This is a genomic window from Pseudomonas sp. W2I6, assembly GCF_030815935.1.
GTDB lineage: Bacteria > Pseudomonadota > Gammaproteobacteria > Pseudomonadales > Pseudomonadaceae > Aquipseudomonas.
In genome coordinates this window covers 5,817,365-5,832,333 of sequence record NZ_JAUSXJ010000001.1, presented here as the reverse complement: position 1 = coordinate 5,832,333, position 14,969 = coordinate 5,817,365, and the positions used below count along the sequence as shown (strand labels likewise).

General features: G+C 61.6%; 12 protein-coding genes and 1 pseudogene. 9 read left to right on the top strand and 4 right to left on the bottom strand.

The genetic code is table 11. The features are described from left to right. The first annotated feature begins 26 nt into the window (after positions 1-26). The 5 genes from QF039_RS26995 to QF039_RS26975 all read left to right on the top strand — a co-directional run bounded on the left by QF039_RS26995 (position 27) and on the right by QF039_RS26975 (position 6,724). On the top strand, positions 27-557 hold the full coding sequence (locus QF039_RS26995; RefSeq protein ID WP_087694765.1) for a DUF5943 domain-containing protein: 531 nt from the start codon (positions 27-29) through the stop codon (positions 555-557). 15 nt (positions 558-572) lie between these two features. Next, positions 573-2,633 carry a dimethylglycine demethylation protein DgcA gene (gene dgcA, locus QF039_RS26990; RefSeq protein ID WP_087694764.1) on the top strand — a complete coding sequence of 687 codons (2,061 nt, stop codon included), beginning with the start codon at positions 573-575 and terminating at the stop codon, positions 2,631-2,633. Positions 2,634-2,782: 149 nt separating this feature from the next. After that, the gene (gene dgcB, locus QF039_RS26985; RefSeq protein WP_307521589.1) at positions 2,783-4,723 is read left to right on the top strand and encodes a dimethylglycine demethylation protein DgcB; all 1,941 of its coding nucleotides are present in this window, start codon (positions 2,783-2,785) and stop codon (positions 4,721-4,723) included. Continuing rightward, entirely contained in the window at positions 4,723-5,943 is a 1,221-nt protein-coding gene (locus QF039_RS26980; protein ID WP_307521587.1) for an electron transfer flavoprotein subunit alpha/FixB family protein, read from the top strand. Before dgcB ends, QF039_RS26980 begins: the two co-directional genes overlap by 1 nt. Positions 5,944-5,953: 10 nt before the next feature. Next, entirely contained in the window at positions 5,954-6,724 is a 771-nt protein-coding gene (locus QF039_RS26975; RefSeq protein WP_102370063.1) for an electron transfer flavoprotein subunit beta, read from the top strand. Positions 6,725-7,587: 863 nt separating this feature from the next. On the opposite strand, the gene gbcA is transcribed toward QF039_RS26975, so the two are convergent. Next, a complete protein-coding gene (gbcA, locus tag QF039_RS26970) occupies positions 7,588-8,883 on the bottom strand; it encodes a glycine-betaine demethylase subunit GbcA (RefSeq protein ID WP_003216945.1) in 1,296 nt (431 codons plus the stop codon). Between the two features lie 280 nt (positions 8,884-9,163). On the opposite strand from gbcA, the gene gbcB reads away from it, so the two are divergent. Next, complete coding sequence (gbcB, locus tag QF039_RS26965) at positions 9,164-10,264, top strand: glycine-betaine demethylase subunit GbcB (RefSeq protein WP_003216947.1); 1,101 nt, start codon at positions 9,164-9,166, stop codon at positions 10,262-10,264. A 323-nt stretch (positions 10,265-10,587) separates the two neighbouring features. Here gbcB and QF039_RS26955 read toward each other — a convergent pair whose 3' ends face one another. From QF039_RS26955 to QF039_RS26945, 3 genes are all read right to left on the bottom strand, one after another. Continuing rightward, complete coding sequence (locus QF039_RS26955; protein WP_008434329.1) at positions 10,588-11,121, bottom strand: hypothetical protein; 534 nt, start codon at positions 11,119-11,121, stop codon at positions 10,588-10,590. Positions 11,122-11,209: 88 nt separating this feature from the next. Then, complete coding sequence (locus QF039_RS26950) at positions 11,210-11,410, bottom strand: hypothetical protein (RefSeq protein WP_003209176.1); 201 nt, start codon at positions 11,408-11,410, stop codon at positions 11,210-11,212. A 182-nt stretch (positions 11,411-11,592) separates the two neighbouring features. After that, entirely contained in the window at positions 11,593-12,633 is a 1,041-nt protein-coding gene (locus tag QF039_RS26945; RefSeq protein ID WP_010167499.1) for a low specificity L-threonine aldolase, read from the bottom strand. A gap of 90 nt (positions 12,634-12,723) precedes the next feature. Between QF039_RS26945 and QF039_RS26940 the strand changes: the two genes are divergently transcribed. The 3 genes and pseudogenes from QF039_RS26940 to glyA all read left to right on the top strand — a co-directional run bounded on the left by QF039_RS26940 (position 12,724) and on the right by glyA (position 14,965). Continuing rightward, on the top strand, positions 12,724-13,452 hold the full coding sequence (locus tag QF039_RS26940; RefSeq protein WP_307521581.1) for a TraX family protein: 729 nt from the start codon (positions 12,724-12,726) through the stop codon (positions 13,450-13,452). Between the two features lie 18 nt (positions 13,453-13,470). Then, positions 13,471-13,557: pseudogene (locus tag QF039_RS33855) on the top strand (outer membrane lipoprotein carrier protein LolA); the annotation flags it as partial. Positions 13,558-13,711: 154 nt separating this feature from the next. Then, positions 13,712-14,965: a serine hydroxymethyltransferase gene (gene glyA / locus QF039_RS26935; RefSeq protein ID WP_008434333.1), complete on the top strand. Its 1,254-nt coding sequence runs from the start codon at positions 13,712-13,714 to the stop codon at positions 14,963-14,965. Positions 14,966-14,969 lie beyond the last annotated feature (4 nt).

Genomic DNA, 14,969 nt, shown 5'->3' with positions numbered 1-14,969 from the left:
AAAGCATTTTCCGGAGTTAAGTTTCCATGGCCAAGATCGCCCCTCAATTGCCTATCGAAGTCGACAGCGAAACCGGTGTCTGGACCTCCGACGCCCTGCCGATGCTGTACGTGCCGCGCCATTTCTTCGTCAACAATCACATGGGGATCGAAGAAGTCCTGGGCAGCGAGGCCTACGCCGAGATCCTCTACAAGGCCGGCTACAAATCCGCCTGGCACTGGTGTGAAAAAGAAGCTGAATGCCACGGCCTGGAAGGCGTCGCAGTGTTCGAGCACTACATGAAGCGCCTGTCGCAGCGCGGCTGGGGCCTGTTCAAGATCCAGGACATCGACCTCGACAAAGGCACCGCCAGCGTCAAGCTCGAGCACTCGGCGTTCGTCTACGTGTACGGCAAGGTCGGGCGCAAGGTCGACTACATGTTCACCGGCTGGTTTGCCGGCGCGATGGACCAGATTCTCGAAGCCCGCGGCAGCAAGGTTCGCACCGTTGCGGAACAAGTCTACGGCGGCTCCGAAGAGGGCCACGACGACGGCCTGTTCACCGTCAAGCCGTTGTAAGTCGAGGACCCTGCCATGGCTTTCGAAGCAATGTTTGCGCCGATCCAGATCGGCAAACTGACCATCCGCAACCGCGTGCTCAGTACCGCTCACGCCGAGGTGTATGCCACCGACGGCGGCATGACCACCGACCGCTATGTGAAGTACTACGAAGAGAAAGCCAAGGGCGGGATCGGCCTGGCGATCTGCGGCGGTTCTTCCAGTGTCGCCATCGACAGCCCGCAAGGCTGGTGGAAGTCGGTGAACCTGGCGGATGACCGGATCATCCCGCACTTCCAGAACCTGGCCGACGCCATGCACAAGCATGGCGCCAAGATCATGATCCAGATTACCCACATGGGCCGTCGCTCGCGCTGGGACGGCGAGCATTGGCCCACGCTGCTGTCGCCTTCGGGCATCCGCGAGCCGGTGCACCGCGCCACCTGCAAGACCATCGAGCCTGAAGAAATCTGGCGTGTGATCGGCAACTACGCCACCGCTGCGGCACGGGCCAAGGCCGGTGGCCTGGACGGTGTGGAACTGTCAGCGGTGCACCAGCACATGATCGACCAGTTCTGGAGTCCTCGGGTCAACAAACGTACTGACGAATGGGGCGGCAGCTTCGAAAACCGCATGCGTTTCGGCCTTGAGGTGTTGAAGGCGGTACGCAAGGAAGTCGGCCCGGATTTCTGCGTCGGCATCCGTTTGTGCGGCGACGAATTCCACCCGGACGGCTTGTCCCACGAGGACATGAAACAGATCGCCAAGTACTACGACGACACCGGCATGCTCGACTTCATCGGCGTGGTCGGCTCGGGGTGCGACACCCACAACACCCTGGCCAACGTTATCCCGAACATGAGTTATCCACCGGAGCCGTTCCTGCACCTGGCGGCCGGCATCAAGGAAGTGGTCAAGGCCCCGGTGCTGCACGCGCAGAACATCAAGGACCCGAACCAGGCCACGCGCATCCTGGAAGGCGGCTACGTGGACATGGTCGGCATGACCCGCGCCCACATCGCCGACCCGCACCTGATCGCCAAGATCAAGATGGGCCAGATCGACCAGATCAAACAGTGCGTCGGCGCCAACTACTGCATCGACCGCCAGTACCAGGGCCTGGACGTGCTGTGCATCCAGAACGCCGCCACTTCCCGTGAATACATGGGCGTGCCGCACATCATCGAGAAATCCACCGGGCCAAAACGCAAAGTCGTGGTGGTGGGTGCCGGCCCGGCCGGGATGGAAGCGGCGCGGGTGGCTGCCGAACGTGGCCACGATGTGACGCTGTTCGAGAAGAAAGAATTTATCGGCGGGCAAATCACCACTGCATCGAAAGCCCCGCAGCGTGACCAGATTGCCGGGATCACCCGCTGGTTCCAGTTGGAACTGGCGCGCCTGAACGTCGACCTGCGCCTGGGCGTGGCGGCGGACGCGGCGACCATCCTCGACCTGCGCCCGGACGTGGTGGTGCTGGCGGTGGGCGGTCATCCGTTCCTGGAGCAGAACGAACACTGGGGCGCGGCTGAAGGCCTGGTGGTCAGCAGCTGGGACGTGCTCGACGGCAAGGTTCTACCTGGCAAGAACGTGCTGGTGTACGACACCATCTGCGAGTTCACCGGCATGTCGGTGGCCGACTTCCTCGCGGACAAGGGCAGCCAGGTCGAGATCGTCACCGACGACATCAAGCCGGGCGTGGCCGTGGGCGGTACGTCGTTCCCGACGTACTACCGCAGCATGTACCCCAAGGAAGTGATCATGACCGGCGACATGATGCTGGAAAAGGTCTACCGCGAAGGCGACAAGCTGGTGGCGGTGCTGGAGAACGAATACACCGGGGCCAGGGAAGAGCGGGTGGTGGACCAGGTGGTGGTCGAGAACGGCGTGCGTCCGGACGAAGAGCTCTACTACGGGCTCAAGGCAGGCTCGCGCAACAAGGGCCAGATGGACATCGAGGCCCTGTTCGCGATCAAGCCGCAGCCGTGCCTGAGCGAGCCGGGCGAGGGGTACTTGCTGTTCCGCATTGGTGACTGCGTGGCCCAGCGTAATACCCACGCTGCCATCTATGACGCCCTGCGCCTGTGCAAGGATTTCTGATCCGCCTGATCGTTCCCACGCTCTGCGTGGGAATGCCGCCCTGGACGCTCCGCGTCCGCTCTTAGGTCGTGACGCAGAGCGTCACAGGATGCATCCCCACGCAGAGCGTGGGGACGATCATTGACCCCGAGGTCTTTGGGAGCTTCACCATGTTGAACACCCTTCTTCCCATCCTGCTCTTCGCCGCCCTGGGCCTTGCCGTCCTCGGCGCGCTGCGCCGGGTGAACATGTGGCGCCGCGGCCGGTCCTCCAAGGTCGACTTGCTCGGCGGCCTGTTGGCCATGCCCAAGCGCTACATGGTCGACCTGCACCATGTGGTCGCCCGCGACAAATACATCGCCAACACCCACGTCGCCACCGCCCTGGGCTTTGTGCTCTCGGCGCTGCTGGCGATCCTGGTGCACGGTTTCGGCCTGCATAACCGCATCCTCGGCTACGCCTTGCTGTTGGCTTCGGTGCTGATGTTTGTCGGCGCCACCTTCGTCTACCTGCGCCGTCGCAACCCGCCTGCACGCCTGTCGAAAGGCCCGTGGATGCGCCTGCCGAAAAGCCTGATGGCGTTCTCGGTGAGCTTCTTCCTGGTGACCTTGCCGGTGGCCGGGATTCTGCCGTCGGACTTCGGCGGCTGGCTGCTCGCCGCGCTGCTGAGCCTGGGCGTGTTGTGGGGCGTGTCGGAAATGTTCTTCGGCATGACCTGGGGCGGCCCGATGAAACACGCCTTCGCCGGTGCCCTGCACCTGGCCTGGCACCGCCGCGCCGAACGCTTCGGCGGCGGCCGTTCCACCGGTTTGAAACCCCTGGACCTCGCCGATAAAAGCGCGCCCCTGGGCGTGGAAAAACCGGCGGATTTCACCTGGAACCAACTGCTCGGCTTCGACGCCTGCGTGCAGTGCGGCAAGTGCGAAGCCGCGTGCCCGGCGTTCGCCGCCGGCCAGCCACTGAACCCGAAAAAACTTATCCAGGACATGGTCGTCGGCCTGGCCGGTGGCACCGACGCCAAGTTCGCCGGCAGCCCGTATCCGGGCAAAGCCATCGGCGAACACGCCGGCAACCCGCACCAGCCAATCGTCAATGGTCTGGTGGACGCCGAGACCCTGTGGTCCTGCACCACTTGCCGCGCCTGCGTGGAAGAGTGCCCGATGATGATCGAGCACGTGGACGCCATCGTCGACATGCGCCGCCACCTCACCCTGGAAAAAGGCGCGACCCCGAACAAGGGCGCCGAAGTCCTGGAAAACCTGATCGCCACCGACAACCCGGGCGGTTTCGCACCGGGCGGGCGGATGAACTGGGCGGCGGATTTGAACCTGCCCTTGCTCAGCGACAGGAAAACCGTCGACGTGCTGTTCTGGGTCGGCGACGGTGCCTTCGACATGCGCAACCAGCGCACCCTGCGCTCGTTCGTCAAAGTGCTGAAAGCCGCCAAGGTCGACTTCGCCGTACTGGGCCTTGAAGAGCGCGACAGCGGCGACGTGGCCCGGCGCCTGGGCGATGAAGCCACTTTCCAGCTGCTGGCCGCACGCAATATCCAGACCCTGGCCAAGTACAGCTTCAAGCGCATCGTCACCTGCGACCCCCACAGTTTCCACGTGCTGAAAAACGAATACGGCGCCTTCGATGGCAACTACCTGGTGCAGCACCACAGCACCTACATGGCCGAACTGATCGACGCCGGCGCCCTGAACCTGGGCCAGCACAAAGGCAACAGCGTGACCTATCACGACCCGTGCTACCTGGGCCGCTACAACGGTGAGTACGAGGCACCGCGCCAAGTGCTGCGGGCGCTGGGGATCGAGGTCAAGGAAATGCAGCGCTCCGGTTTCCGCTCGCGCTGCTGCGGTGGCGGTGGGGGGGCGCCGATCACCGATATTCCCGGCAAGCAGCGGATTCCCGACATGCGCATGGAAGACATCCGCGAGACCGGTGCCGAACTGGTGGCCGTGGGTTGTCCACAGTGCACGGCGATGCTGGAAGGCGTGGTCGAACCGCGTCCCTTGATCAAGGACATTGCCGAACTGGTAGCTGACGCGTTGCTTGAAGACGCGGCACCGGCCAAGGCGCCGAAACGCGAACCTGCGGAGGTGCATTGATGAGCGACATTATCCGCCGCGACCCACGGGCCGAATGGATCGCCCGTAACCGCCTGCACCCGCTGCACGCGGCGATGCAGCCGGTGCAACACAGCTGGATGGGGCCCAATGGGGTCATCCGCAAGAACGTGCACGGTGTCGGCTTTATCGGCCCCAACGGCATCAAGCGTATTGACCGCAGCGGCGCCCAGCAGGGCGGCGCGGCCAAGCGTACGGCAGCGGTGGAAGTGCAGTTGCCGCTGCATCAGGTACCGGCGCCCGCTTTCTACATCAACGTGGTGCCGGACATGGTCGGCGGCCGCCTGAGCAGCCACGACCGCGACTTGCTGGGCCTGGCCCGGCAGCTGGCCGGCGACGACGGTGCGGTATTGGCCGTGGTGTTCGGCGAACACAAGGAAAACGCCTTCGCCACCGCCGGTGTGGATCGGCTGCTGGTGTTGGACGGGCATGAATTCGACGGTTATTCACCGGAGCAACGGGTTCACGGGCTGCGGGCTGTGGATAACCAGTTCAACCCGCGCCACTGGTTGCTGCCGGACAGCCGCAGCGGCGGTGGTGAATTGGGGCGACGCTTTGCCGCCAGCCTCAAGGAGCGCCCGGCCACGCGGGTCTGGCAGATCAAGGGCCAGGAATGTATTGGCCGTGCGGGTGCCGGTCAGCAAGACCTGGCCCGGCCACTGCCACGCATGATCCTGGCGGCGGCGGAATGCGCCGAGCCTGTCAGCGATACCCGTCACGAAGTGTTGCCGGTGGAGTTATCCACAAGCCTGGCCCGCAGCTTGCCGCGCATTGAGGATTTGGGCGCGGTGGCCGTGGATCCGGGGGCAATTCCCATGGCCGAAGCCGAGTTCATCTTCTCGGGCGGCAACGGGGTCAAGGACTGGGCACTGTTCCACCAGACCGCCGCTGCGTTGGGCGCCACCGAAGGTGCTTCGCGGGTGGCGGTGGATGACGGCTTCATGGCCCGGGATCGCCAGGTCGGTGCCAGCGGTACCTGGGTCACCGCGCGGGTTTACGTGGCGGTGGGGATTTCCGGGGCGATCCAGCACCTTCAAGGCATTGGTGCCTGCGACAAGGTGGTGGCGATCAACCTCGACCCGGGCTGCGACATGATCAAGCGTGCCGACCTGTCGGTGATCGGCGAAAGCGCCGCGTTACTGCAAGCCTTGATCGTTGCGGTCGAGGCCTACCGCCACGGTGCCAAGCGCGATGCAGCTTAAGGAAATGGCCATGACGACGAATGTAATCAGCCTGGTGTCCATCGGCGCCCACCCGACTTCCGGCCGTCCACGCCGGGCCGAGCAAGACGCGCGCGCAGTGGAACTGGGCCTGCAACTGGCTGGGGATAACCTGCAAGTGCTGCACGCCGGCGACATCGGCGAACCCACCCTGCGCGCTTACCTGGGCATGGGCTTGCCGCAGTTGCACGTGCTTGAACAACCGGCCGGGGCAGACGCCTTGCCGGTGCTCGGCGACTATCTGCGGGACGCGGGCGCCCAGGTGGTGCTCACCGGCAGCCAGGCGGAAACCGGCGAAGGCTCGGGGATGTTGCCGTTCCTGCTGGCCGAGCAACTGGGTTGGCCGCTGATTGTCGGCCTGGCCCAGGTGGAATCCATCGAAGGCGGCGTGGCCCATGTGCTGCAGGCCTTGCCTCGCGGCCAACGGCGGCGGCTGAAGGTGCGCCTGCCGTTTATGGCCACGGTGGATAACGCGGCGCCCAAGCCACGGCAAAGCGCCTACGGCCCGGCGCAACGCGGTGAGCTGACGGCCCATGACGTCGAGGTGTTGGAGGATGAGTTATTCACAGGCGCTGTATTGCAGCCGGCCAAGCCTCGGCCCAAGCGCCTCAAGGTGATCAAGGCCAAAAGCGGTGCCGATCGGATGAAGGCTGCAACGGCCAAGGCCAGCGGCGGCGGTGGGCAGGTGCTCAAGGGCGTGAGTCCGGAGGCGGGCGCTGAAGCCATTCTTAAATTGCTCATAGAAGAAGGTGTAGTGCGCTGATCCACTGTGGGAGCGGGCTTGCTCGCGAAGGCGGTGTATCAGGTAACTCATGTACCGACTGATCCGCCGCTTTCGCGAGCAAGCCCGCTCCCACACTGTTTTGCGGCGATTGTGGCTTTACCCACAATCCCTGTTAACCCACCTGTGGATAACCTGTTCGCGGCTGTCCACACCCCATGCAAATCAAGCCCTCCAGCTCACTGTACGAAAAATAACCAACCTAACTGACGGTTTTTCCTTGGGTTTTTCTGTGGATAAGGAAAATACCCGGCGCAGACTTGCCCCCAAAGTCTGTTGGTGCTTCTGTGGATAAGATGTTCGCTATCCGCTGTAGGCCATATAAAACGTGGCTTACAGTGTGCTGGTTAAAATATGGCCAATATCGCCGTTCCAGCTGAGTTTTGCTCTCAAAGCCGCGATTTTCCTCGGTTTAAGGCGGTTTTCCACAGATGGCCCAAAGTTGCCCCCAAAGTCTGTTGGCGCTTCTGTGGATAAGGTGTTTGCGTTCCTCTGTAGCCCATGCAGGACGTGGCTTTCAGGATTTAGGTCAAAAAATGATCAATGTGGGATAAAACCGGTACCTTTGAATAAGTCACGGATTTTCTTGGTTTTATTTCGACGGGAAAGCGCAGTTGCCCACAATTGCTGTGGGTGGCTTTGTGGATAAGTTGTTGGGCAATGGCTGGAAGTAAGGCGGGCAGCGGTCTGTCACGGTGTTGTATGAATTTTGCACAGTTACAAATCAGTGTGGGAGCCGGGCTTGCCCGCGATGACGGAGTAACAGCCAACAGAGGGGTTGAATGTTAAATCGCTATCGCGGGCAAGCCCGGCTCCCACATTTTGATCGGCGGCGTGTCAGCCGGTTACTCGTGTACGGCGACGCCTTTCAGATACGGCGCTGGCGCCGCCCCCAGGTTGCTCAGCATCCGCTCGCTGTACCAGTCCACAAAGTTGACCACACCAAACTCATAGGTCTTGGAGTACGGACCTGGCTGATACGCGGTGGAGTTGATGCCGCGCTGGTTCTCTTCGGCCAGGCGACGGTCCTGGTCGTTAGTGGCGTCCCACACTTTGCGCATGCGCTCGACGTCGTAGTCCACACCCTCCACGGCGTCCTTGTGCACGATCCACTTGGTGGTGACCATGGTTTCCTGGGCACTGATCGGCCACACGGTGAACACGATGATGTGGTCGCCCATGCAGTGGTTCCACGAGTGTGGCAGGTGCAGGATGCGCATCGAGCCCAGGTCCGGGTTCTTGATGCGGCCCATCAGCTTGTTGCAGCCTTGCTTGCCGTCGAGGGTCATCGACACGGTGCCCTTGAGCAGCGGCATGCGCACGATGCGGTTACGCAGGCCGAAGCTGGCGTGGGCGTAAGGGATCTTTTCGGCATCCCAGGCGGCGGCGGAGGCGGCCACGTGGTCCTTGAAGGCCTGGTCGGCCCGCGGGTCGGTGACGTCGTCCCATTCAAGCAGGGTTTTCAACAGTTCCGGGTGCGACGCGTTGCAGTGGTAGCACTCGCGGTTGTTTTCCAGCACCAGCTTCCAGTTGGCTTTTTCAAACAAGGTGGTCTGGATCGCCACCTTGGTGTTCTCCATGTCGTAGGGTTCCATGTAGTGGCTCAAGGTCGACAGGAAGTCGTCGATGGCCGGCGGGTTCTCCGACAGGCTGATAAAGATGTAGCCACCGGCGGTCTTCACATTCACCGGCTTGAGGCCGTATTGCTTCATGTCGAAGTCGGCGCCCATTTCGGTACCGGCGAACAGCAGGCGGCCGTCCAGTTCATACGTCCACTGGTGGTAATGGCACACCAGCTTGGCGACCTTGCCCTTGTCGCTGGTGCACAAGCGCGAACCGCGGTGGCGACACACGTTATGGAATGCGTGCACCACACCGTCGGCGCCACGGATCACGATGATCGGGTTCTTGCCCACTTGCAGGGTGATGTAGTTGCCCTTGGCGGGGATCTCGCAGGTCATGCCGGCGATCAACCACTCTTTCTGGAAAATTTCCTGCATGTCGATATCGAACAGCCGTTCATCAGAGTAAAACGGCTGCGGCAGCGAAAAGGTCCGCTCGCGTTCTTGCAGCATTTGCGCAGTGGCCTTGCGTGCGGGTTCCAGCGGATCGCCCAAGCTTAAGGTTGCGGTGACGTCCATCGTGTGTGTCCTCATGGCCATTCTGTGTGGCCGGCGAATAGTGGCTAGGTTTTGCAGCAAGGCGTAAAGAAAGCGTCTTTGTTGGGAGCGAGTGTGGGCCCCACAACGGCCAGAACCTTATCCATGAACGACATGGCCCACTCTGTTCCCGACGCGCAACCCCCGTGGTATGGGGGCTGGTCGCGATAAGTATGTGAATGTCGCAGATAGGTAAATGGGTGATTCGCGCGTTACGCAGAATCGCCACCATAAGGCCGATCACACGGCTATGGAGAACAGCATGTCCAACAGCTTCCTGAACCCGGTAACAACCCAGACCTGGGCCAATGGTCGGCACATCGTCCGTTGCGTCAAAGTCATCCAGGAAACCTGGGACGTGCGCACCTTCTGCTTTATGGCCGACCAGCCGATCCTGTTCTTTTTCAAGCCCGGGCAGTTCGTCACCCTGGAGCTGGAAATCGACGGCCAGCCGATCATGCGTTCGTACACTATTTCCAGTTCGCCGTCGGTGCCTTACAGCTTTTCGGTGACCATCAAGCGCGTGCCGGGCGGCAAGGTATCCAACTGGTTGCATGACACGCTGCACGAAGGCCAGGAGCTGGCGGTGCACGGGCCGGTGGGGCTGTTCAATGCCATCGACTTCCCGAGCCCGAAAGTGCTGTACCTCAGTGGTGGTGTCGGTATTACCCCGGTGATGTCCATGGCGCGCTGGTTCTACGACACCAACGCCAACGTCGACATGACGTTTATCCACAGCGCCCGCTCGCCAAAGGACATCATTTACCACCGCGAGCTGGAGCATATGGCGTCGCGGATTGATAACTTCAGCCTGCACCTGATTTGCGAGAAACACGGCCTGGGTGAGCCCTGGGCCGGTTATCGCGGTTACCTGAACCACAAGATGCTCGAACTGATGGTGCCGGATTTCCTGGAGCGGGAAGTCTTCTGCTGCGGCCCGACGCCTTACATGAACGCGGTAAAGCGCCTGCTGGAAGCCGCCGGCTTCGACATGGCGCGTTATCACGAAGAATCCTTCGGCGCGACGCCACCGGAAGCCCGGGCCGACGCGGTGGAGCAAGCCGAACAAGCGGCGGATGCGCCGGAAATCGACCTGGCGGACCTGCATCAGGTGGAATTCATTGCCTCTGGCAAGAGCATCCGCGTGGCACCGGGCGAGACCGTGCACGCAGCGGCGGCCAAGCTTGGCCTGCTGATTCCGAAAGCTTGCGGCATGGGGATCTGTGGGACGTGCAAGGTGCTGAAGCTGGGCGGGGAGGTCGAGATGGACCACAACGGCGGGATCACCGAGGAAGACGAAGCCGAGGGTTACATCCTGTCGTGCTGCAGCGTGCCGAAGGGTGATGTGCGCATCGAGTTCTAATGATCGTTCCCACGCTCCGCGTGGGAATGCCTCCTTGGACGCTCCGCGTCCCGTCCCGCTGTGTGACGCGGAGCGTCACGGGCTGCATTCCCACGCAGAGCTTGGGAACGATCAGGCCCAGCGCTGAATCTCGATCAGGCCGTCCGGTCCTGCATAGTTACGGACGTTGGAATACCGCCAGCTCGGCCAAGTCCACACAACCCCGCTTCACAGGAATCGATCGTTCCCACGCTCCGCGTGGGAATGCCTCCTTGGACGCTCCGCGTCCCGCTGTGTGACGCGGAGCGTCACGGGCTGCATTCCCACGCAGAGCGTGGGAACGATCAGGCCCAGCGCTGAATTTCAATCAGGCCATCCTGTCCTGCATAGTTGCGGGCGCTGGAATACCGCCAGTGCTCGGCCAAGTCCACATAACCACGCTTCACAGGGTTGTGGTGAATGTAATCAAGCTTTTGGCGCATCACCGCTTCGCTGTACACCAACTCGGCGTGTGACCCCTCTTGCCATAGCTGATAAATCCGGTCCGTTTTATGCGCCCGTTTGCTGAAACGCAAACGCTGCAACACTCGCTCCGCTCCTCGTTTCTGCAGGTCGTCAATGATGGTTCGAGCGGTGAAGGATTTGAACTGGCTGACACATTTACCCAGGTCAGGTGCTTGAGCGACGAAGTGCAGATGGTTTTCGAGAACGACGTAGCCGTAGAGATTGAAATGTTCGTGGGTTTGTTGATATCGCCAGCAACTCAATAGGTGGCCGACAAGGTAGTCGCGGGTAAATAGCGGTGTCCATTCCATGACAGTGCATGTCAGGAAGTGTGGTTTTTCAGGTTCGGTAATGGTGTAGCGGCTTCTGCCCATCAATTCGTCCTTGAACCGTGGTGTGGCCTGGACGCAGAGCGTCCGGGGAGGCGTTCCCACGCAGAGCGTGGGAACGATCAGTTAGAGGTTATTGGGCATAGATATGCACGACGAAGTGCTGGCCGGATGCTGTCAGTTCATAGACCTTGTCAGTGATCCGCAATGTCCTCGTCGGTTCGCTGATGGTGTCACCGATTTTCGCGGATTTTCTGAATTCGTCCCAGTCGATGACGGTGGTGCTGATAGTGCCTTCGCCTAGCAAGTTGTTTCCGTAGCGTTGCGCTTCCATGGTATTGCCCTCTGCTGGATTTCCGTTTCCGGCCGATTATTCGGCTGGCGGTTAGTCCCGAAAGGCGGCCTTTTCCTTCCGGGTTCCAAGAGGCTAGTCAATGAAAGCGGGGTTTGTTGCTGTCAGAAATATCAAAAAACAGTCTCGGCCTTTCGCCATTATCTGAGGCGCTGATGCCTACTTCAGGCGCTCATCACTTCCCGAATATCGGCGGCTAATTCTCTTACGCGCTCTTCCTCGGTATCCCACGCACACATGAACCGCGCGCCGCCTTTACCGATGAAGGTGTAGAAGCGCCAGCCCTTGGCCGTCAGCGCGGCAATTGCCGGTTCCGACAGTTGCAGGAACACGCCGTTGGCCTGTACCGGGAACATCAACTCCACACCCGGGATATCCGCCACCAGGCTGCTGAGCAATTGTGCACAGTGGTTGGCGTGGCGGGCGTGTTTGAGCCAGGCGTCGTTTTCCAGCAGGCCCACCCACGGGGCGGAGAGGAAGCGCATCTTTGAGGCAAGCTGCCCGGCCTGCTTGCAGCGGTAGTCGAAGTCTTCGGCCAGCTTGTGGTTGAAGAACAGGATCGCTTCACCCACGGCCATGCCGTTCTTGGTGCCACCAAAGCACAGCACGTCGACCCCGGCTTTCCAGGTCAGGTCGGCCGGCGAGCAGCCGAGGAATGCGCAGGCGTTGGAGAACCTTGCGCCGTCCATGTGCAGGTTCAGCCCCAGTTCCTTGCAGGTGACGCTGATGGCGCGGATTTCTTCCGGGGTGTAGACGCTGCCGACTTCGGTGGCCTGGGTCAGGGTCACGACGCGGGGTTTCGGGTAGTGAATGTCCTGGCGCTTGAGGGCGATCTCGCGGATCGACTCCGGGGTCAGCTTGCCGTTTTCGGTGCGGGCGGTGAGCAGCTTGGAACCGTTGGAGAAAAACTCCGGCGCGCCGCATTCGTCGGTTTCGACGTGGGCGGTTTCCGAGCAGATCACGCTATGGTAGCTCTGGCACAAGGAGGACAGCGCCAGGGAGTTGGCTGCGGTACCGTTGAAGGCGAAGAACACTTCGCAGTCGGTTTCGAACAGTTTGCGGAAACCGTCGGCGGCGCGGTGGGTCCATTCATCATCGCCATAGGCGCGTTGATGGCCCTGGTTGGCGAGTTCCATGGCGGCCCAGGCTTCCGGGCAGATGCCGGAATAGTTGTCGCTGGCGAATTGTTGGCTCTTGTCGGTCATGGCCCAGTCCTGTGGTCGATGTTGGTGCGCACTTTACCCAAGATTGTCGGGCGGGCGCACGCACTGTTAATGCAAAGTCATTGGGGAATTATGCACGGTTCTGAACGCGTTCCTGTAAGCCGCGTCCGCGATGGCGCCCTGGACCTGCTCAAGTGGCTGGCGCTGCTGAGTATGGTGCTGGACCACCTGCGGTATGTCGGTTTGAGCCTGGACGGGCTGTATGTGCCGGGGCGCCTGGCGTTCCCGTGGTTTTGCCTGGCGATCGCGGCGAATCTGCATCGGGTCAAGGACGCGCCGGTGACGGGGCAGTGGCGCTATCTGGGCTGGTTGCTGCTGTTCAGTGTGATCAGTGAGGTGCCGTACCGGATGTTCATCGACGACGCCGACACGCTGAACGTACTGCCGACCCTGGCGCTGGGTTTGCTGGTTGCCCGGGGATGGCAGCAGAAGACGGTTATTGATCGAGGATTGGCGTTGATCGCGCTGGTTTTGGCGGGGTTGTTTTCGGCTCAGTTGATGTTCGGGTTTTTTGGTGTGCTGCTGCCGTTGGCGATGCTGCTGGTGTTTCGCCGGCCGTGGTACTTCAGCGTGCTGCCGGGTGTGGTGTGCCTGGCTGCCAATCAATGGCAGATCCTGCTCAATAGCGGCACGCTGGTGGCGATGCTGGGATTGGCGACATGCCTGATTGCGCCGCTGGCCGGATTGGTCTTGTTGCGACATGCCGGGCAGGTATCGCCACCGGCCATGCGGCGCTGGGCGTATGCGCTTTATCCGGCGCATTTCCTGCTGCTGCTACTCATTCGAAAGATCATCGCCTAACCCCTTGTAGGAGCGAGCTTGCTCGCGAAAAACGTCAACGATTACGAGGGCTGTCTGGATGCGCGCGGCGCCCTCAGGTTTTTCGCGAGCAAGCTCGCTCCTACAAATGCCGGGGGCCATGTCGTAAACGCACCTTTGCGTGGCGTCCATAGGCATTTGACCTCTCTGCGCCAGCCCTACCATCGCATCAAAGGGCCCCTCCGTCGTGCGGCGGCCCCAACAATACGATTGGCGCACCGCCGCCGCTGGGAGAGACGCGATGTTCAGCAAGCAAGACCAGATCCAGGGTTATGACGATGCACTGCTGGCGGCCATGAATGCCGAGGAGCAGCGCCAGGAAGATCATATCGAGCTGATCGCGTCAGAGAACTACACCAGCAAGCGTGTCATGGAAGCCCAGGGCAGCGGCCTCACCAACAAGTACGCCGAAGGTTACCCGGGCAAGCGCTACTACGGCGGCTGCGAGCACGTGGACAAGGTCGAAGTGCTCGCCATCGAGCGTGCCAAGCAGCTGTTCGGTGCCGATTACGCCAACGTGCAGCCGCACTCCGGTTCGTCCGCCAACAGTGCGGTGTACCTGGCGCTGTTGAACGCCGGCGACACCATCCTCGGCATGAGCCTGGCCCACGGCGGCCACCTGACCCACGGCGCCAAAGTGTCGTCCTCGGGCAAGCTGTACAACGCGGTGCAATACGGCATCGACACCAACACCGGGTTGATCGACTACGACGAGGTCGAGCGCCTGGCCGTGGAGCACAAGCCGAAGATGATCGTGGCGGGTTTTTCCGCCTACTCCAAGACCCTGGATTTCCCGCGCTTTCGCCAGATCGCCGACAAGGTCGGTGCGCTGCTGTTCGTCGACATGGCCCACGTCGCCGGCCTGGTGGCCGCCGGTCTGTACCCGAACCCGCTGCCCTACGCCGATGTGGTCACCACCACCACCCACAAGACCCTGCGCGGTCCACGTGGCGGGTTGATCCTGGCCAAGTCCAACGAAGAAATTGAAAAGAAACTCAACTCTGCGGTATTCCCGGGCGCCCAGGGCGGCCCGCTGATGCACGTGATCGCCGGCAAGGCGGTGTGCTTCAAGGAAGCCCAGGAACCAGGTTTCAAGGCCTATCAACAGCAAGTGATCGACAACGCCCAGGCCATGGCCGGCGTGTTTATCAAACGCGGCTACGATGTAGTGTCCGGCGGCACCGATAACCACCTGTTCCTGGTCAGCCTGATCCGTCAGGGCCTCACCGGCAAAGATGCGGACGCCGCCCTCGGTCGCGCTCACATCACCGTCAACAAGAACGCCGTGCCCAACGACCCGCAGTCGCCGTTCGTGACCTCGGGCCTGCGTATCGGCACGCCGGCGGTGACCACACGCGGCTTCAAAGTGACCCAATGCCTGGAGTTGGCCGGCTGGATCTGCGACATCCTCGACAACCTCGGCGACGCCGATGTGGAGGCCAACGTCGCCAAGCATGTGGCCGCCCTGTGCGCTGATTTCCCGGTTTATCGCTGAGCGC

Bases quoted from the DNA above. Each gene is read 5' to 3' on its own strand.
- QF039_RS26995 (WP_087694765.1), top strand. From the start codon at position 27: ATGGCCAAGATCGCCCCTCAATTGCCTATCGAAGTCGACAGCGAAACC.
- dgcA (WP_087694764.1), top strand. From the start codon at position 573: ATGGCTTTCGAAGCAATGTTTGCGCCGATCCAGATCGGCAAACTGACC.
- dgcB (WP_307521589.1), top strand. From the start codon at position 2,783: ATGTTGAACACCCTTCTTCCCATCCTGCTCTTCGCCGCCCTGGGCCTT.
- QF039_RS26980 (WP_307521587.1), top strand. From the start codon at position 4,723: ATGAGCGACATTATCCGCCGCGACCCACGGGCCGAATGGATCGCCCGT.
- QF039_RS26975 (WP_102370063.1), top strand. From the start codon at position 5,954: ATGACGACGAATGTAATCAGCCTGGTGTCCATCGGCGCCCACCCGACT.
- gbcA (WP_003216945.1), bottom strand. From the start codon at position 8,883: ATGGACGTCACCGCAACCTTAAGCTTGGGCGATCCGCTGGAACCCGCA.
- gbcB (WP_003216947.1), top strand. From the start codon at position 9,164: ATGTCCAACAGCTTCCTGAACCCGGTAACAACCCAGACCTGGGCCAAT.
- QF039_RS26955 (WP_008434329.1), bottom strand. From the start codon at position 11,121: ATGGGCAGAAGCCGCTACACCATTACCGAACCTGAAAAACCACACTTC.
- QF039_RS26950 (WP_003209176.1), bottom strand. From the start codon at position 11,410: ATGGAAGCGCAACGCTACGGAAACAACTTGCTAGGCGAAGGCACTATC.
- QF039_RS26945 (WP_010167499.1), bottom strand. From the start codon at position 12,633: ATGACCGACAAGAGCCAACAATTCGCCAGCGACAACTATTCCGGCATC.
- QF039_RS26940 (WP_307521581.1), top strand. From the start codon at position 12,724: ATGCACGGTTCTGAACGCGTTCCTGTAAGCCGCGTCCGCGATGGCGCC.
- glyA (WP_008434333.1), top strand. From the start codon at position 13,712: ATGTTCAGCAAGCAAGACCAGATCCAGGGTTATGACGATGCACTGCTG.